We start from the raw sequence: 17,041 nt of genomic DNA, 5'->3' as shown, positions 1-17,041 counted from the left end.
CGAAAGTTGCCGATGAACACAACTTTACCTAATAAAAACCTGATCATTTTGATCTTGGGGATATTAACCACGGTAACCCCCTTTTCGATTGATATGTATTTGCCAGCCTTTGGCGATATTGCTAAAGATTTGCATACAACCACCGCCACCTTATCTTTATCCATATCCAGTTATTTCATCGGTCTTGCGGCGGGCCAACTTTTCTATGGCCCCTTACTGGATCGCTTCGGTCGCCGCAAACCCCTCTATGTTGGGCTAACCATTTTTATGCTGGCATCGGTCGGTTGCGTATTTGCCCAATCGGTTGAGCAATTAATTGCCTTTCGCTTTCTTCAGGCTTTAGGGGGCTGTTCGGCCCAAGTGGGGTCGATGACGATGGTGCGTGATTTCTTTCCACCCAAGGAAATTGCTAAGGTTATTTCCCTGTTGATCTTGGTGCTCAGCGTATCGCCGTTATTGGCCCCCAGCATTGGCGGTCTCTTGGCAAGTTCGTTGGGATGGCAATCCATTTTTATGGCGCTGATTTTAATTGTCATCGCCGTCATCACCATTATCTTTTTCTATTTACCGAAAGGGTATCAGGCTGATCCCACCATATCGCTGCGCTTTGGCTCTATTATCTATAATTACTTCCAAATCTTAAAAGAGCCGCGTTTCCATACCTATGCCCTTGCCGGGGCCTTATCCATGACCGGTTTGTTTGTTTATATTGCAGCCTCACCCATCATCTTTATGGATGTTTTCCAAGTGACCAAAACCACCTATGGCATTATATTTGCCCTGTTATCCATTGGTTTTATTGGCGCCAGCCAAATCAATGCTTTTTTATCCAAACGCGCCGCCAGCAGCCATATTTTCCAAACGGCTTTGATTGCCCAGATGGTGATCGCTGCCCTTTTCCTGATTGGCACCATGAACAACTGGTATGATCTTTATTTGACCTTTGGGTTTATATTCTTCTTGTTGGCGTGCCTGGGTTTTACGTATCCCAACGCGGCGGCCATCGCTTTAACCCCCTTTACCCGTAATATCGGCAGTGCTTCAGCCTTAATTGGTTTTTTACAAATCGGCATTGCCTCAGTCGTGTCCAGTGGCATTGGCTTTTTAGCCTCTAGTAACAAGATTCTGCCAGCTGCCATTTTAATGGCCGCTATGCCTTTTATAGGCTTTATCATTTTAATGGTGGGGAAAAGAAATATCCCGAAAGATCCCCTGCCATCATCTTAACACTTACAAGTAAATATTCCCCTCCGCTAGTTTCCAAGAAACCGCTTATAGGCACGTGCCCTTAGTTGTTCTGGATCAACACTGGTCATGGTTCCTTTCCCCAAAATTCCTGATTTTTCAGCCAATCCTGCCCGGGCCGTGGTAAATAGGCAAGTTAATGCAGATGAATTCCTTTTAATGGACAGCAAATATATGCTTGCATATTAGTGCATATTGCACTATAGTGTATCAGCTGGGCCGAAGTAAATCGGTTATCGCTATCCCGAACACCCTCATAGGGTGTCATATCGATCTACAACCCCATGCCCAGCGCTTTTCTAATTTTTTTATCCCTATTTTATAGCTATTGACAATTAGTGCAATATGCGCTAATTGCATGTATGCTTATATGGGTCGAAGCAAATGGGTTATCGTCCGTACAGGTCGTTGGTTCAAGTCCAACCAGGGGTTTCCCTGTAGCTCAGCTGAAAGAGCAGTACATGTGTGTTCCATCTGCGCCAATATATCCATATAAGCGTCATTTCCCATTATCATCTTGACAATTAGTGCAATATGCACTAATTGTCATTGTATCAACGCTGCACCAATGGATAATTGAAATGTCATATAAGAGTTTTTTACAAATGATTTTCCCTAGCAAAAAAGGAAAAACACCGCAAAACCAACCTTTGCCGGAGCAAATTGCTAATCAGGCAGGCGGATTTTATTATGCGCTTGATGATTGGATACGCTTAGATCGTTTCCTCATTTTAGGCAGCGACTCAGGCACCTACTATGTTGCCCCCAAGCAATTGACAAAGGACAACGCCCAGCTGGTGGTACAATTACTAAAAACGGATGGGATCAGGGTAGTTGAGCGAATTGTAGAAATGAGTAGCAAGGGCCGCGCACCAAAAAATGACTCGGCTCTTTTTGCCTTGGCCCTAGCTGCTGCCGCTGATGATGTTAAAACCCGGCAAGCCGCCCTGGCTGCCCTGCCGAAAGTGGCCCGTACGGGCGCCCATCTTTTAATGTTTATCAGCTTTGTTCACCCATTACGCGGCTGGGGGCGCAGCTTACGCAAGGCTTTCGCCAATTGGTTTTTAGATATGCCGGTTGAGAATTTATCCTTACAATCAGTCAAATATAGGCAACGTGACGGATGGTCTTTACGTGATACATTACGTTTAAGCCATGTTCGACCGACCGAGGAAAAACAAACAGCCCTGATTGATTGGATTGTGCATCCAGAAAACCCAGCGGCAATTGCCAAAGCCCAGGAAAATTTTCGCCTAATTACAGGTTTTCAAAAAGCGAAAGAAGCTATCAACGCCGATGTGGTAGCCGAAATTATTCGCGAATATTCCTTGCCAAGGGAAGCTGTTCCCAACCAACATCTGAATGATGCAAAGGTGTGGGATGCCCTACTGGTGGATATGCCCATGACCGCGATGATTCGCAATCTCGGCAAAATGAGCCAGGTTGATCTTTTAAAACCTTTTAGTCATGCGGCCACTTATGTGGCCAAGCGGTTGCAAGATCAAGAACAACTAAAGAAAGCCCGCATCCATCCCATCCAATTGTTAATTGCCTTACGCACTTATGCCCAAGGACGTGGTGAATTAGGATCCTTAGCCTGGACACCGGTAACGGCAATCATCACCGCATTAAATGAGGCGTTTGATCTGGCGTTCAAGCAAGTTGAACCAAGCGGCAAACGCATTTTGGTTGGGATTGATGTTTCGGGTTCTATGCAACATGTCCGTTGCCTGGGATCATCGGCCTTACAAGCAATTGAAGCAGCCAGTGCTATGGCCGCCTTATTTGTTCGGACGGAAAAGCAAGTGCATAGCATTACCTTTGATACCCAGTATTATGAATTTCCTATTACGGCCAGTCAGCGGCTAGATGATATTATCGCTCGCATTAAGCAATGGGGTGGCGGCACGGACATATCTCTGCCTGTCAAATATGCCTTAGACAAAAAGGTAGTAGTTGATGTTTTTGTGATCATTACGGATAGCGAAACCTGGGCTGGCCGTGAACACCCGGTGCAAACGCTGCAGGAATATCGGCAACGGATTAACCCCAAGGCCAAGCTGGTTGTCCTGGCAACAACCGCAAATGCGGGCAGTATTGTCGAACCGAATGATCCCCTGTCTTTTGGGGTGGCCGGGTTTGACGCCAACGTTCCCGAATTAGTCAGCGATTTCATCCGCCAGACAGTTTAGGAAATGAACATGTCCCCACAAGAATTACGGTGCATTGGGGAAACACTTTATGGACGCTGGGGTTGGCAAACCAAGATTGCCCAAGCCCTTCGGGTGGATGGCAGTACAGTGCGGCGCTGGATTGCGGGAACAACCGCTATTCCGGGCCCCGCTGCGGTGGCCTTGGAATTATTATTAAAAGAATATGAACGGCAACTGGGCAAAGAACAATGAGAAAACTGGTTTTATTACGGGGGGCGCAAGGGGCTGGCAAATCAACCTTCATTAGGCAGCAGGGTTTGGAGGGGTTTGGCCTATCACCCGATCATTTGCGCCTGCTGATAGGGGGTATCGTCATGTCGCCTGAGGGCCGCCTCACTATTAACCAAAGTATGGATAACAAGGTTTGGGAAGAAGTGGAACGGCGGTTGGATGAAAAAATGAGCCGCGGCGAATTCATTGTCTTTGATGCCACCACCCAACGTAGCCGTGATTTTAAAATGCCGCTTCAATTGGCCCACAAACATCGGTATCAGGTGTATTGCGTTGATTTTTCGATGGTACCCGAAGAAATTGCTCAGCAACGTAACCAGCAACGGGAAGAATATAAACAAGTTCCCGCCGATGTTATCACCCGTGCTTATGAGCGCTTTGCCGAAACAAAAATTCCCGCGGAGGTGACAATATTCCCCTATACGGATTTTGAACACCGATCCTTAGTCGACCAACTGGAGGTTAACCCCATCGATTTGAACGCCTATCAAAAAATCCATCATATCGGTGATTTGCAAGGCTGTTACGCCCCGATGGCGGAATATTTTGCCAATGGGTTTAAGGATGACGAATTTTATATTTTCGTCGGCGATTATCTGGACCGCGGCATCCAAAACGGCGAGGTGATCCGCTGGTTGGTGGATCACGCGATGGGCAGGCCCAATGTCGTGCTGTTATGGGGCAACCATGAAACCCATATCCACCGCTATGCGACCGGCCAACCCCCCGTTAGTCGGGAATTTGAACTGCATACCCTGCCACAACTGGAAGAAGCCAATTTTACCAAACATGAGGCCAACCAATTATGCAACCGATTGGTGGATTGTTTTCCCTATCATTATGGTCAAATCAATTGCCTGGTAACACATGCAGGAATTGCAACCATCCCCCAAAATCTGACATTGATTCCTTCCTTGCAACTCTGGAAAGGAACAGGAACCTATGACCATTCAATCGATCAGCAATTTACTGATACGATGAAAGATACCAACTGGATCCAGGTGCATGGGCACCGCAATTCAAAATTATTACCCATGCAAGCCGCGGCCAAAAGCTTCAATTTAGAGGCCGAGGTTGAATTTGGCGGCTATCAGCGGATTATGACTTTAACCCTCGATGGGTCAGTTGAGGAAATTCAAATCCGCAATAACATCTTCCGTCAATCCGGTAAAATGGCCTCCATAAAAACGGCCGATGCCGATAAAATCAGCCAATTGGCCTTAGATAATTTGCGAGCCCATGATTTTGTTCAGTGCAAAAAATTTACCTCACACCCGCATATTACCTCCTATAATTTTACCAGCAAAGCTTTCAAGAAAGGGGTTTGGGATCAGGTTAGCTTAACGGCGCGCGCCCTATTTGTGGACGATAACCGCCATATTGTGGCCCGTGCGTATAATAAATTTTTTAACCTGGATGAACGCCCGGAAACGAGCTTGGATCATTTGGAAAAAAACTTGGCTTTCCCGATCAATTTATTTGTAAAGGAAAACGGGTTTTTGGGATTGCTTGGCTATGATGCCAGCCAAGAAAGTTTGTTCTTCACCTCAAAATCCACGCCGGAATCCCCCTTTGCTCAGTTGTTTAGGGACATTCTAACCTCGTCAATCAACGAGTCACATTTGGAACATTTACGCCGGATGGTGCGTGACCGCAACCTATCCCTAGTGTTTGAGGTGAATGATCCCGTCAATGATCCTCATATGATTGAATATAACCAACCTCATGTGGTGTTGCTGGACGCTGTTTACCGCACCGAACAATTCAAGCGGTTGGAATTTAAGGAATTACAGCAATTCGCTGCTTCTTATACCCTGGCCTGTAAGCAAAAAGGCATTATCTTCAAGGATTGGGCAGGGTTTAAAGGCTGGTATGACAAAGTCCAGCGGCAGGGCTTGGATTATACCTTTAAAGGCAAACATATCGAAGGATTTGTGGTCGAAGATAACAAAGATTTTATGTTTAAAATCAAGCTGCCTTATTACAGTTTTTGGAAACAGATGCGCGCCTTAAAAGACCGCATTATCAAAAACCGCGCCCAAAAAATTACCCTGCCACACGCACCCAAATCACCGGAAGAAGGCGATTTTTATAGCTGGGCCCTAACCCAACCCGATGAAATATTGGCAAAAGATATCATTAGCGTGCGCCATTTATATAGGCGAAGCTTTGCCGACCGCCGATAAATCCGCCTAACATAAAATTGTTATTTTTTATCATCAGCGTCCGATCCTTAAAATTGCCCTCCCCGTATGAGGAAAGATCAAGGTTTTAAGGCAGGCTTCCCGCCCCAAAGCTTTTCTAAGCGCTGGTCACGGCCACAACCCTGGCGGTACATTTTATAGCGGCTGCGGTTTTTAATGTGGTAATCTTGATGATAATCTTCCGCAGCAAAAAATTCGGACGCTGGCTTGATCATGGTGGCCACGGGCGATTTGAATAATTGCTTGACCTTTTCAAGGCTAGCCTCAGCCGATTTTTTCTGCTCTGGGCTGTGATAATAAATACCAGCGCGGTATTGCGACCCCTTATCACAAAACTGGCCGTAATCATCCAAGGGATCAATATTCCGCCAGAAAACCTCAAGCAAATTTTCATACGTTACCTTGGCGGGATCATAAGTGACCTGGATGGCTTCGACATGGCCGGACATGCCGGTGCATACCTGTTCGTAGGTGGGATTCCTGCTGATCCCGCCAGTATAGCCGGAAACAACCTTGCTAACCCCAGCGATGGCCGCAAATTCCCCGTGCATACACCAAAAACAACCCCCGGCAAATGTGGCAATTAAAGTCATCATAGGATCCTTTCCTGAATTAATCGGTTCATTTATAAGATGGGGAAACCGGCTGCTTTTGACAAGAGCAGCTGAAAAGTAGGTAGTGTCTCAGTTTGGAGAGAGGGATGAATAAGAAGATGAATCGATTTTTTAGTATTTTTATACTTACAGAACACAGGCGGCTAATCCTAAAGACCGAATGGAGGGCAACATTGTCAAACGGTCATAGCGATCCAAGAATATATACCAGCATCACTAGTTTCCTAAACTGAGATACTATCACGTCTTATTCTAAGGTATCCCTGTTAGCCCAGGCATTTTTATTATATGCATTTTGCTGCTGTTGAGCACCATCTAGTTCTCTTATTTCTTCAGCACTTTTTGGTTCAGTAGATGGAAAAAATTTTTCCCAAACATCATGATATGTTTGTAAATATTGACCTGGATCTGTACAGCTAGTTTTGTTATAGATTCCAACAACAATTTGGGTAACAATCATATGCTTCGTATGCGGGTCCAAACCAGAAAATAGATGAGGGTTCATAAGTTTGCCTATCATAGAGATGCATACTGCTATTTAGATAGTGCAACAATTCATCTCATTCAATAGGTTATTCATTGATAATTAGAGTGTTTTTCTATTTTGAATGGGGTCAAGTACTAGTCTTGCCACTTTAACATGGATCATTGAAGATGATTAAACCACATAAATTGTTTGATAGAATTTTACAAGGACATCTCGAAAATGTTTCTTTTGAAGACTTTTTAAAATTAGCCAAGGCTTTTGATTTTAGACTTAAACGCATCACTGGCAGCCATCACATTCTTTACCATGCTAAAATTGACGTAACCATACCTATTCAACCAATAGGAAAAAATCAGGCAAAGCCATATCAAATTAAACAATTGCTTGAAAAGATAAAAACATTTAAGCTTATGATGACGGAGTAGTTGAGATGGAATATCATTACGCAATGGTTGTTTTTTGGTCTGATGAAGATAAGTGCTGGATTTCAACAGCCCCTGATCTTGACCCTTGTTCTGCTCATGGCGATACCCCAGATGAGGCTTTGGCTGAATTAAAAATTGCAATTAATGCAGTTTTGGAAGTCAAAAGAAATGGAAGCCCTATCCCTAAACCAAAATATAGGCCTCAGAAATCAAAAGTTGCCGCTTAGCTTTATATCGCGTTTTCTGTCCGCTTGAAAAAACGTAATATGCTCGTAATAAGATCAAACATTAATTGTGCTTCTTCTCTAGTTACTAATTTATATGGAGAAATACTTCTTTGCTCTTCTAAAACCTTTTTTCTCTGCTTCCTCCACTGTCTTAGCATAAAATTCTCCATCGCTTTGAACTTTTACACGATCATATTGTTGATCAAAAGGAAGATGATAAATTTTATTACCTTGGTTTAAGTTGCATTTGATCATGGCGTATTTTGTCTCCAACGGGATCTGCTTAACTATCACCCCTAATCTTTGAGCAACTTCAGAAGCTATTGAAGAAAGTTTTGCAGTAGTAGCAAAAACCGCAGATACACTCCCTGGCGGCAACTTATTTTCTAATTCATAAGATAAAGTTGTCCCGTAAAGCTGGAAAATATGTTTCTCATGTATAGTTTTTTCAGCTGCCCAGCATTTTGCCTGAACGATATGAACTTTTTTATCTTTTTGACATATGAGATCGCGGCCCATGTCTTCAAAACCCTTTATTGCTCCGATATACTTTACATCCCATTTATCAATTTCGTACCTAAACCCAAGGTATCTCTCGTAAATCTGCCGATCTCCCATTTCTCCTTATGCTTTTCTAGGTAACGATCCAAGGCTAATTGGTTTTTTTCTTTAGTGGATAATTTCTCAAACTCTTCTTTGCTTAAAAAAAGAACTGTACGATCAACCTCTTCCAATGTTTTTTCAGTATTAGCACCGGAGAAATCAATTTTTTCATCCAGGATTAATTCTTCATACTCATCCAGAAAAGGGAAATATTCTTTATATGTATTGATTTGGTATTGTAAAAATTTTGCTTGTTTCAATGCATCACGTTTTTCAGCTTTAGCTTCTTTAACAATCTCTGCAGCTGAGTAAGCCGGATGGTTTTTTGTAGTTAAATAATTAATAAGCTGTTCATCAATAACTTTGTCAGCTTCTCCAACAAACTGAGCGAGCCACTGTCTTCCAGTTACAAAACTTTTTTCAAAAGAACTTTTAATATCGGTTACATATTTTTCTTTTATTTCTAGTTTTTTTAAGCGTTCTTGAATTTCTTTAAGAACTTCTACTTTCTTTTTGTCTATTATAGCTGCAAGCTCATTTTGTCTGTTTTTGAAAATACTATCACTTAATATTTTCGCCCTATTGTTAACACTATCCTCAATAGCTTGAGAGATTTTTACGCCTATTATACATATGGCAAAAATACCCACTAAAATAAAAACGCCTACCATATGTTCATATCCTTTGTATTACAAAGTTCCATTAAACAGCTTTGTATTATTAACTAGTAGTTCATTGATTAAATGAACTCACATACTATTTTGTAAATTAAATATTCAAATCAGTAACTATGGATCTTTTTAAAGTATCAAAAGGAATTTAGAACTTTTGAATGTTAAAAATTATCAAAGAAAATTGGCGGAGGGAGGGGGATTCGAACCCCCGATAGGGGTTTGAAGTCCCTATAACGGTTTAGCAAACCGGCGCCTTCAGCCACTCGGCCACCCCTCCGCAAGGTTTGGATTGAGCAAGCTTGCATCACGCCGTATGCGTTTTTAGTTTTAAAAGCCTTATTCCCCATTGTCAATCATAAACGCCATGACCCGCGCTCATCATTCATTTTTTATGGGCCGCTACAAAAAATTCTTGGTATCAATCTCTGGGCATCGACCTCTGGATCGATCGGTTCGTTTCGCAATTTTGGCCCAATGGCCCCTAACCCTTTACCCTTGGTCCGTAGCATCAAGGAGTATACCTTTGATTAAAAACCCCGTGTGGGATCAAAAGCCAAAAGATCAAAGTACGGGGGCAATTTTAAGGAAAAGCTTAGCAAGCCCACCGGAAGGGCGTGCCGCCCAAATGTTTCCATCAATATTTTAAGTTCTTGCATAGGGCATCATCTGATTGAAAAGCAATCAGACCGGAAAATAATTTCCCGGAAAATAATTTCTATGAATCTTTAGCCAATATGCAAAGAAGTTTTTTAGCGAGATGCTTGCTGGGTAAGCGGGGCACTATAAACAAACCCGGCAACCTTATATTCATTGCCGTAAACGCCGGTATTCGGGTTCCAGAAGCGCACCACCGACCAATCATTCTTGGTGGAAACATCTAAAACCGGCATGTTCAGGCGGATTTTTGCCCGTTCAACCGGATTACTGCCCCAATTGGCATGGGTAACCAGCAATTGACGAGGCCCTAATACCCGCGTCACGACCGCAATATGACCTAATTTCAACCGATTGGTCTTGCTTAAGACCAACACCGCCATTTCTTCGGGTTTGCTGCCGCGGGCATAACGTCCCTTTGATTTGTCCCACCATGTCCAGGCATCACCATAAATACTGACGCCCGATATTTCACGGGCATAGGGAACGCATTGTACGGCCGCCGCAATGACGACATGGCTATAATCAGCAGCCTCAGCAGGTCTCATGATCGACGATTCGCCCTTATAAAACGCTGTGTTTTCAGATTGATAGGCACAATTGCTAAGAAGCAACATTAATAAACACGCATAAGCAATTTTCAGAGCTGCCATCGATATCCTCGAAAGTCTTGGGTAATCTTGGTTCATAAAGAAACTTATAACATAACCTTAGCAACTATATAAAAAAAATTTATTTGGTCAAGCCTTAACCGCCAATTTTCGAACAAGCCCATCAACGAAAATATAATTTTTATGGCGGTGATGGGGGGATCAGCTTCAACGCTTAGATTGCACAAGCTTAGATTGCATGGGGATTGAGTGTATGTTGTATGTCGTTGCAGGAAGCTGGCTTGGCTGATTTTGCATATTCCCTTATTTGCAAGAAACCCGAGATAGGCGATAAGCGATTGCCTGCTCTATAAATCCCTTAACATCGTTTAAAACAACCCGGTTGAGTTGGTGAATAGGCAGGTATTTTAGTTGTTTGCCGACACTTTTACCAAAAACCAATTGTTGCTTTTTGTCCGGTAAAAAAAACCCGTGTTCAAAACCCATTTTCACTTGATTTGCCGCGGGGAAAATCGCCCCCACATATCCCGCTTGGGGATGGGTATACCCCACTGCCTTCCACCCGAAATATATTTTTTCTATTAAAGACGGAAAGGATTGCCCTATTTCTGCCCTTAGTTTAGCTACCATTTCCTGGATCTCACCGGGACAATCCGTAAGAAAATGAATCGGTTGGTCGGGGAAAGTATATAATTTTTTCATAAAGGCATCTTCCGAAAATTAATGGTAATGTTTACCCTAGTCATGCAGTTTGCTAAAATCAATAATGAATAGGCCTAAAGTGAATTTTTCCGCCCTTCTCCACCTTTCAGCAAGCCATTCACTTCATAAAATTTATAACCCAAAATAAAATATTTTGTTTTGCTTGCTTTTTTTTGATAAGGCTGTATAAAGAACGCATAAGTTGCTTATATGAAATTTTCGCATTTACCGGCCGCTATATCCAATGAGCGTATTCAGTCTTGATACTTACGATCTTCCTTCAGTTGATTCGTTAGCGTTTGACAGAGAGTGCCGGCAAATTGGTCGGATCATAAGGGCTCTTTGACATCGCCTCACGGTGAGGCGGTGCTTACGCTAAAGCTAAAGGAAAAGCAAATGGCAATTGGTACAGTAAAGTGGTTCAATCCAACAAAAGGTTATGGTTTTATTACTCCGGAAACAGGCAAGAATGATGTGTTCGTACATATCAGCGCTTTGGAAAAAGCGGGTCTTCGCAATCTGAATGAAGGTCAAAAAATCAGCTTTGATGTTGCGACTGACAAGGGCAAATTGGCTGCCACCAACTTAAAGTTGGTCAGCTAGCCTAAAGGATTGTGGTGGCCTTTGATAGGTCACTCACGATAAAGAAAGGACGGGTAGATGAAAATCTCCCGTCCTTTTTATATTCAGCAGTGAAATCCAATACCAGCGCCCCTTAACAAAAAAACCTTTGGGTGAGCTTAAAATATCCTCACCCATCAAATTCCTAGGGCGGGATGATTTTCCTAAATATCAGATCATGCCTTATACCCTATGGGAACCCAAGCACTGGCCTTTATGCGAATAGATAAGTGGCCATATATGGTTTTAATGTAAGTATTTTTTCCATACTGCTATAATAAGGGTTTGGTCGCTAATTCCTGTTCAATGGCATCAATCTCTGCGCCATTTTGGGCAAAAGCCAGCTTGCGGTTGAATTTCAGCGCCCAGTTTTCTGTTCCCGCCTGAAATTTTGCCGTGGTGATGAAAGCCAGTTTTTTAAAACCACTGGTTTTTACTTGCGCGCGGGAATATTGCCATTCTGCAATCTTGGCCCAATTTTTGCCCATACGGAACTGAATAATTAACATCCGCTGATCCGTTAAAGCCAGGGCAACATGTTTGGTCATTATATAAATCAGGGCACTGCCTAACCCGCCCCCAACCCCTGCCATCAGAATAGATGATAAGCCACTATCACGGGTTAGAAACATCGGAACAGCGATGCACAGCAGCATAATGAGAAAAATGATGGGAAAATGCGGTTGTTTAACCCCATAAGCCACATGCTCGAGGTTTTCCCCCTGCCTTAAACTTGGTTGAACTAAATTCTTTAAATTTTCATGGCGTAATTTGGCCATTGTTTTTAATCCCGTTGTTCACCTGTATTTATTTGTTCGTCAAAAAAATAAGCAAGAATTTCGCCTCTGCACATCCTTACAGGAATTTTATCCGGTGGTTAAGCTTTTAATCGGCTTTCAACCAACTTCCAATCAATGTTTTTAAAAAATGCTTCAATATAATCCTTGCGGCCAGAAGGCAAGAAGTCCATCACGTAAGCATGTTCCCACACATCCATCACCAAAATGGGCGTTAAATTGACCGGATGACCAATATGGTGATCGCCAATCCAGTAATTCTGCAACAGTCCCCTTGCGGAATCTTGATATAAAATGACCCAGCCATTACCCCGGATTTTACCCATAGCTTTGAAATCATCTTCCCAAGCCTGATAGCTGCCGAAAGAATCGGTGATCCTTTGATATAATTTGGTTTGTTCCGCCAGTGTTTTTTGGCCAAATTTTAAAGCCGCAAAATAATATTCATGTAAAACCATGCCATTATATTCAAAGCCAAAGCGACGACGCGCCTCATGAAATTCGGGGGTTGCCGTTTTTCCCTGCCCCGTCAGTTCGGCAACTTTTTTGTTGAGCAAGTTGGTGTGTTTCACATATCCTTCATATAATTTATAATGCTCTTCCAGGGTCTTTTTAGATATGCCGTCCACATCAAAGGTGAAAGCTTTCAATTGATAGTCTTTTATTGGGGCAGTTTGTTTGATCATTTTCTTTTCCTTGTCCTTCGTTTTGCTCTTGCATCCCTAAGCTTATCATCAAATGTCGTTATTACCAAGAAATGAACCGCTAAAAAGCTCTCAATCAAGAAAATGCTGTCAGAAATCATCTTCTTACCGTCCACAAAAACGGCAAAACCAATAAAGTCGCTACGGGAAAAAAAATATGTGTCGCCCACACCGGTTTTATTGGCTATATTGTTTTTCTAATTCTTTTCGTGATAAAGAGAGGATTTTTTGAACTATTTTCGCAGCTATGGCCGCCCTAAAATTTTTAAACGCCCTCTTCTCTCTTGCCTGTTTTTCTCGATGCTGAATTTAGTAGCGATTAATCATTCCGCTTTAAGTCAAGGGCACTTAAAATCTTCCGTTCCCTTTTTTACACCCGCATTGCCAACGGGTTATGACACAACCCCCCGCCTGTGTAATTTTATCCAAAGCCCTACCTATCATATAACCATGTGGCAGTGCCTATTGCCGCAAAACCCCCAAGCTTTTCCCGCAGCAGAAGGGATAGCCAATGAAATTGTTTGGATGCTTCCTATCAATCAGCTGGGAAAATGGGGTAACCCAACTGTTTTTGACCCCTTAGCAAATTCTTCCTTTTCAAACAATCCGTTAATTGGTGAAATATTAGCGATCAATAACAATCATGAATGGGTGGTACGGAAGCCAGCCCAACCACCAGGCGCAGCCATTGATTCATCAATTTTATATATTGTCCAACCCATTGTTTCAGGCACGCAGCAATATCAGGTGCAAAAGGTTCCCGTAAGCTTTTTTAATCCGCAACAAGTCTTAGCCTTTCCATTAGATGGATGGTTAATCTGGGACCAATTATCAAAATCAGATCCTAGAGAACAGCCAAAGGGCTTCGATACGCAAATAGTGGTTTTAGATGAAAAAGGGGAAAGAGACTGGATCCTTTCAACCGTGAATAACCCTTCTGGGTACATGGCATTTAGGGGCTTAACCATCAGCGCGGGGGGGACAACATTTATTTGGGCAGCAGGAAGATCAGAAAATGGGCAAGAAACAACCGATTTTCATTGTGTAGTTGATGGCGCGAAGGCAGCTCGCGGAAAAATTAATTATCCCGTTGATCGTTTTCGCCTAGCCCTCGCCTTACCACAGAATGAAATCTTATTGTTAGGAACGGAAGAAGAAAACGGGCATTCTTTTCTTATCGGCTGGTTGATTAATGTTAACAAGGGTTGCGCGGGCCGTGAATGGGGTAAAATCCAACTTCCTGAACATTGGGATGGCTTGAAAACCTATAGCTGGCTAGAGCATGCGGTGGTTACCCCTGAGGGCGAGGTGATTGCCTTTTATGCCCAGCAATGGGATATAAGAAACATTCTGTTCGAAGTAAGACGCCCCGAAGAAGAGACCCGTGCCAATTTATGGGCAATCAAATTTAATCCCCGCCAACCCAAAGATATTATCTGGGATAAATTGGTGATTTCATCATTTGATCCGGCCAGCGAGGCTTTCTCCGCCAATCCGCATCAAGATCAGCGCTTCAGCATGGCCTTTTTCCCCGAAATGATGCAAATCTGGCTCCACCCGATGGTTTATAAAAGCCAGGAAACGCCTGAATATTACCCCGCCGAACCCCGGATTTACCGCCTGGACATAAAGTAAAATAAAAGACCAGTAGATTTTCTGTCAAACGGAGACACCAGCCTACGGGCCCTCAATGTCCCATAGGCTTTGTTGGCTGGCATCTTCGGAACCCAAGAAAATTAGTGACGTTTTTTGTCCATCATACGGTTTGATTACGTAACCATCACATCCCAGCGGTTTTGCATTTCCTCGGGTGAAATTTCTTCCTTGCGGGTGGCCAAGTGCCATTTATGTCCAAAAGGATCCTGGATGAGAGCAGAACGGTCGCCAAAAAATTGATCCTTAGCTGGCTGAAGGACGATGGCCTTCGCTGCAACCGCCTTGGCAACCACCTGATCAACATCACCCACATATAAATGGATGGTAACAGAGGTTCCACCAACAGTTTCCGGGCTTAATGCCTGAAAATCAAGATATTCATCCGCCAACATCAATTTCGATTCACCCCTTTTTAATTCCGCATGACCAATTTTACCATCGGCATCAACCAGGCGAAAGATTTCTTTGAATCCAAATATCTTTTGGTAAAATTTAATGGCTTTTGCCGCATTTTTAATAATCAAATAGGGCGCTAACGGGGTGTTTGAGAAAGCCATTTTTATTCCTTTTTGTAGTGCTAAGGCGGTGATAAGGGTTTGGCAATCATCTTCATATTCCCGCGACCATTATTCTTTTATAGGGGAAAAAATCCGGTTTTGGTTCCCCCTAAATCCTGAGCGGCAATTTTTTAAGGTCACTCCCTAAAAATACCAACAGCTTCCCGTGGCCGCAACATATTTTTGAATGGGTTATATAGAAATTTAAGGGCAGCGGGGGCAATAATACCTAACAAAAAGGAAAGATACTCACATAAAATGTGATGATACTAGCGTTAAGAAAAACCCGCCTAGAACAGGCGGTTTTTTTAAGGGTGGTTTGAGGAATTTATCAGTCTTTATCCACCCCTGATTTCCTCGATATCCTAGCATTCACGGACAACAATTTGGCTTCCATCTTGTCATAGCCACGCTCCAAATGTTCCAGATGGTGAATGTCTGTTGTCCCCTTGGCTGCCAACGCACTGATCACCAAGGCCGCGGCGGCACGGATATCAGTTGCCTGTACGGCAGCCCCATGTAAAGCAGAAACGCCCCGAACCAAGGCCATATGATCATTGATTTTAATAGAAGCCCCCATTTTTTGAAGTTCCGCCACATGCTGGAAACGGTTTTCAAATAAAGTTTCCGTGATATGGGTGCTTCCTGCTGTTATGCTTGCTAAAGCCATGATCATTGGCTGCATATCGGTGGCAAAACCGGGGAACGGAGCCGTGATAAAATTTCTGTTGTGGTCGATATGCTGGCCGCGCCGCGCGATCAAACAGCCGCTTTCTTGCTGTAATTCCACTCCCAGAGCCGTCAATACCGCCTCTGTCCCCTCACCTAAAATCTTTTTATCAATTTGGGGGAAAGTTAACTGCCCATCGGTCATGACCGCCGCACAGGCATAAGTTCCAAGTTCAATCCGGTCTGGCATCACCCGGTGGTTGCAGCCATGCAGCGAGGATACACCCTGGATGTGGATGATCGAGCTTCCGGCCCCGTTAATAATGGCCCCCATGGAACGCAAATAATTGGCAAGATCAACAATTTCGGGTTCCGCAGCCGCATTGGTTATAGTGGTTTCCCCATGCGCCAAACAAGCCGCCATCATCAAATTCTCGGTGGCCCCAACCGATGGAAACGGCAAAATGATCATCGCCCCTTTCAGTCCCCGAGGCGCTTCCAACGTGATGTAAGGATCGTTGATCTGAACGGTTGCCCCCATTTGCTGGAACCCCTGCAAGTGAAAATTCACCGGGCGCAAACCAATGGCATCCCCCCCCGGCAGGGGCAATGAAACTTTGCCCAGCCTCGCCAGCAACGGGCCTGCCAGTAAAAATGAAGCCCGCATCGAACCCATCATGGGGTGGTTGAGTTTATCTTGCTTTATATGGCTGGTTTGCAATTGGGCCAATCCACTGGTTGCATGTTCCCAATCAATCACAGCGCCCAAATCACGCAAAATATCAGCCAGTACCCATACATCCCTAATCCGCGGCAGATGTTGTAAAGTTACTTTATCGGCCGTTAACAAGGTGGCAATCATTAATGGTAAGGCCGCATTTTTTGAGCCGCTGATGGGAATAATGCCAGTTAATGGCCGCCCGCCTTCAATCCGTAATATTGGTTTTTCCGGTTGGGTTGCCCGATGGGATTTTATAGAGGTAGCAGTTGTTTCCACAAACATCATCAATAGCCTTTTCTTTCATGATTATCCTTTCAATTTAAAAATGAATTACGGCTTTTTTATGAACGTGGAATGAAGCAATGTTAGACCAAGAATAAATTAGGATTCGCTTACTCTTAGGTTCTCATCAAATGACTGCACATA

General features: G+C 43.5%; 18 protein-coding genes and 1 tRNA gene. 8 read left to right on the top strand and 11 right to left on the bottom strand.

All coding sequences use genetic code 11. From position 1 onward, the window contains the following. Positions 1 to 12: 12 nt before the first annotated feature. From IPP67_06440 to IPP67_06425, 4 genes are all read left to right on the top strand, one after another. The gene (locus tag IPP67_06440; GenBank protein ID MBL0338796.1) at positions 13 to 1,227 is read left to right on the top strand and encodes a multidrug effflux MFS transporter; all 1,215 of its coding nucleotides are present in this window, start codon (positions 13 to 15) and stop codon (positions 1,225 to 1,227) included. Between the two features lie 599 nt (positions 1,228 to 1,826). Beyond that, positions 1,827 to 3,437, top strand: a complete 1,611-nt coding sequence (locus IPP67_06435) for a TROVE domain-containing protein (GenBank protein MBL0338795.1) — start codon at positions 1,827 to 1,829, stop codon at positions 3,435 to 3,437. Between the two features lie 9 nt (positions 3,438 to 3,446). Then, positions 3,447 to 3,650 (top strand): hypothetical protein, encoded by a 204-nt coding sequence (locus IPP67_06430; GenBank protein MBL0338794.1) that lies wholly within the window; start codon positions 3,447 to 3,449, stop codon positions 3,648 to 3,650. Next, positions 3,647 to 5,875 carry an AAA family ATPase gene (locus IPP67_06425; GenBank protein MBL0338793.1) on the top strand — a complete coding sequence of 743 codons (2,229 nt, stop codon included), beginning with the start codon at positions 3,647 to 3,649 and terminating at the stop codon, positions 5,873 to 5,875. Before IPP67_06430 ends, IPP67_06425 begins: the two co-directional genes overlap by 4 nt. Before the next feature lie 77 nt (positions 5,876 to 5,952). Here the strand turns inward: IPP67_06425 and msrA are convergent, their stop codons facing one another. Together msrA and IPP67_06415 are read right to left on the bottom strand one after the other, a co-directional pair. Further along, positions 5,953 to 6,489 (bottom strand): peptide-methionine (S)-S-oxide reductase MsrA, encoded by a 537-nt coding sequence (gene msrA, locus IPP67_06420; protein MBL0338792.1) that lies wholly within the window; start codon positions 6,487 to 6,489, stop codon positions 5,953 to 5,955. 265 nt (positions 6,490 to 6,754) lie between these two features. After that, on the bottom strand, positions 6,755 to 7,012 hold the full coding sequence (locus IPP67_06415) for a hypothetical protein (protein MBL0338791.1): 258 nt from the start codon (positions 7,010 to 7,012) through the stop codon (positions 6,755 to 6,757). 149 nt (positions 7,013 to 7,161) lie between these two features. On the opposite strand from IPP67_06415, the gene IPP67_06410 reads away from it, so the two are divergent. Together IPP67_06410 and IPP67_06405 are read left to right on the top strand one after the other, a co-directional pair. Next, complete coding sequence (locus tag IPP67_06410) at positions 7,162 to 7,419, top strand: type II toxin-antitoxin system HicA family toxin (protein MBL0338790.1); 258 nt, start codon at positions 7,162 to 7,164, stop codon at positions 7,417 to 7,419. A 5-nt stretch (positions 7,420 to 7,424) separates the two neighbouring features. Beyond that, positions 7,425 to 7,646: a type II toxin-antitoxin system HicB family antitoxin gene (locus tag IPP67_06405; protein MBL0338789.1), complete on the top strand. Its 222-nt coding sequence runs from the start codon at positions 7,425 to 7,427 to the stop codon at positions 7,644 to 7,646. 90 nt (positions 7,647 to 7,736) lie between these two features. Here the strand turns inward: IPP67_06405 and IPP67_06400 are convergent, their stop codons facing one another. From IPP67_06400 to IPP67_06380, 5 genes are all read right to left on the bottom strand, one after another. Further along, positions 7,737 to 8,165 carry a hypothetical protein gene (locus IPP67_06400; protein ID MBL0338788.1) on the bottom strand — a complete coding sequence of 143 codons (429 nt, stop codon included), beginning with the start codon at positions 8,163 to 8,165 and terminating at the stop codon, positions 7,737 to 7,739. 32 nt (positions 8,166 to 8,197) lie between these two features. Next, entirely contained in the window at positions 8,198 to 8,920 is a 723-nt protein-coding gene (locus IPP67_06395) for a hypothetical protein (GenBank protein MBL0338787.1), read from the bottom strand. Between the two features lie 185 nt (positions 8,921 to 9,105). After that, a tRNA-Ser gene (locus IPP67_06390) sits at positions 9,106 to 9,200 on the bottom strand. A gap of 472 nt (positions 9,201 to 9,672) precedes the next feature. Continuing rightward, positions 9,673 to 10,230, bottom strand: coding sequence for a CHAP domain-containing protein (locus IPP67_06385; protein ID MBL0338786.1), 558 nt, complete (start codon positions 10,228 to 10,230; stop codon positions 9,673 to 9,675). A 261-nt stretch (positions 10,231 to 10,491) separates the two neighbouring features. Then, positions 10,492 to 10,890: a hypothetical protein gene (locus IPP67_06380; protein ID MBL0338785.1), complete on the bottom strand. Its 399-nt coding sequence runs from the start codon at positions 10,888 to 10,890 to the stop codon at positions 10,492 to 10,494. 396 nt (positions 10,891 to 11,286) lie between these two features. Here IPP67_06380 and IPP67_06375 point away from each other — a divergent pair, with 396 nt between their 5' ends. Next, positions 11,287 to 11,493, top strand: a complete 207-nt coding sequence (locus tag IPP67_06375; GenBank protein MBL0338784.1) for a cold-shock protein — start codon at positions 11,287 to 11,289, stop codon at positions 11,491 to 11,493. A 290-nt stretch (positions 11,494 to 11,783) separates the two neighbouring features. Here IPP67_06375 and IPP67_06370 read toward each other — a convergent pair whose 3' ends face one another. Both IPP67_06370 and IPP67_06365 read right to left on the bottom strand, forming a co-directional pair. Further along, a complete protein-coding gene (locus IPP67_06370; GenBank protein ID MBL0338783.1) occupies positions 11,784 to 12,290 on the bottom strand; it encodes a hypothetical protein in 507 nt (168 codons plus the stop codon). A 98-nt stretch (positions 12,291 to 12,388) separates the two neighbouring features. Next, complete coding sequence (locus tag IPP67_06365) at positions 12,389 to 12,994, bottom strand: Fe-Mn family superoxide dismutase (protein ID MBL0338782.1); 606 nt, start codon at positions 12,992 to 12,994, stop codon at positions 12,389 to 12,391. Between the two features lie 318 nt (positions 12,995 to 13,312). Between IPP67_06365 and IPP67_06360 the strand changes: the two genes are divergently transcribed. After that, positions 13,313 to 14,647, top strand: coding sequence for a hypothetical protein (locus IPP67_06360; protein ID MBL0338781.1), 1,335 nt, complete (start codon positions 13,313 to 13,315; stop codon positions 14,645 to 14,647). A 134-nt stretch (positions 14,648 to 14,781) separates the two neighbouring features. Here the strand turns inward: IPP67_06360 and IPP67_06355 are convergent, their stop codons facing one another. Together IPP67_06355 and murA are read right to left on the bottom strand one after the other, a co-directional pair. Further along, positions 14,782 to 15,225, bottom strand: coding sequence for a VOC family protein (locus tag IPP67_06355; GenBank protein ID MBL0338780.1), 444 nt, complete (start codon positions 15,223 to 15,225; stop codon positions 14,782 to 14,784). A gap of 331 nt (positions 15,226 to 15,556) precedes the next feature. Next, positions 15,557 to 16,897: a UDP-N-acetylglucosamine 1-carboxyvinyltransferase gene (gene murA, locus IPP67_06350; protein ID MBL0338779.1), complete on the bottom strand. Its 1,341-nt coding sequence runs from the start codon at positions 16,895 to 16,897 to the stop codon at positions 15,557 to 15,559. Positions 16,898 to 17,041 lie beyond the last annotated feature (144 nt).

The sequence above is a fragment of the Rhodospirillaceae bacterium genome, from assembly GCA_016722635.1.
Classification (GTDB): domain Bacteria; phylum Pseudomonadota; class Alphaproteobacteria; order JAEUKQ01; family JAEUKQ01; genus JAEUKQ01.
The sequence above is the reverse complement of the archived record's forward strand: the minus strand, read 5'-3'. Positions and strand labels throughout refer to the sequence as shown.

What these genes read in the sequence shown, in the direction of transcription:
- IPP67_06440 (MBL0338796.1), top strand. Translation starts at nt 13, where the DNA reads ATGAACACAACTTTACCTAATAAAAACCTGATCATTTTGATCTTGGGG.
- IPP67_06435 (MBL0338795.1), top strand. Translation starts at nt 1,827, where the DNA reads ATGTCATATAAGAGTTTTTTACAAATGATTTTCCCTAGCAAAAAAGGA.
- IPP67_06430 (MBL0338794.1), top strand. Translation starts at nt 3,447, where the DNA reads ATGTCCCCACAAGAATTACGGTGCATTGGGGAAACACTTTATGGACGC.
- IPP67_06425 (MBL0338793.1), top strand. Translation starts at nt 3,647, where the DNA reads ATGAGAAAACTGGTTTTATTACGGGGGGCGCAAGGGGCTGGCAAATCA.
- msrA (MBL0338792.1), bottom strand. Translation starts at nt 6,489, where the DNA reads ATGATGACTTTAATTGCCACATTTGCCGGGGGTTGTTTTTGGTGTATG.
- IPP67_06415 (MBL0338791.1), bottom strand. Translation starts at nt 7,012, where the DNA reads ATGAACCCTCATCTATTTTCTGGTTTGGACCCGCATACGAAGCATATG.
- IPP67_06410 (MBL0338790.1), top strand. Translation starts at nt 7,162, where the DNA reads ATGATTAAACCACATAAATTGTTTGATAGAATTTTACAAGGACATCTC.
- IPP67_06405 (MBL0338789.1), top strand. Translation starts at nt 7,425, where the DNA reads ATGGAATATCATTACGCAATGGTTGTTTTTTGGTCTGATGAAGATAAG.
- IPP67_06400 (MBL0338788.1), bottom strand. Translation starts at nt 8,165, where the DNA reads ATGGGCCGCGATCTCATATGTCAAAAAGATAAAAAAGTTCATATCGTT.
- IPP67_06395 (MBL0338787.1), bottom strand. Translation starts at nt 8,920, where the DNA reads ATGGTAGGCGTTTTTATTTTAGTGGGTATTTTTGCCATATGTATAATA.
- IPP67_06385 (MBL0338786.1), bottom strand. Translation starts at nt 10,230, where the DNA reads ATGGCAGCTCTGAAAATTGCTTATGCGTGTTTATTAATGTTGCTTCTT.
- IPP67_06380 (MBL0338785.1), bottom strand. Translation starts at nt 10,890, where the DNA reads ATGAAAAAATTATATACTTTCCCCGACCAACCGATTCATTTTCTTACG.
- IPP67_06375 (MBL0338784.1), top strand. Translation starts at nt 11,287, where the DNA reads ATGGCAATTGGTACAGTAAAGTGGTTCAATCCAACAAAAGGTTATGGT.
- IPP67_06370 (MBL0338783.1), bottom strand. Translation starts at nt 12,290, where the DNA reads ATGGCCAAATTACGCCATGAAAATTTAAAGAATTTAGTTCAACCAAGT.
- IPP67_06365 (MBL0338782.1), bottom strand. Translation starts at nt 12,994, where the DNA reads ATGATCAAACAAACTGCCCCAATAAAAGACTATCAATTGAAAGCTTTC.
- IPP67_06360 (MBL0338781.1), top strand. Translation starts at nt 13,313, where the DNA reads ATGCTGAATTTAGTAGCGATTAATCATTCCGCTTTAAGTCAAGGGCAC.
- IPP67_06355 (MBL0338780.1), bottom strand. Translation starts at nt 15,225, where the DNA reads ATGGCTTTCTCAAACACCCCGTTAGCGCCCTATTTGATTATTAAAAAT.
- murA (MBL0338779.1), bottom strand. Translation starts at nt 16,897, where the DNA reads ATGTTTGTGGAAACAACTGCTACCTCTATAAAATCCCATCGGGCAACC.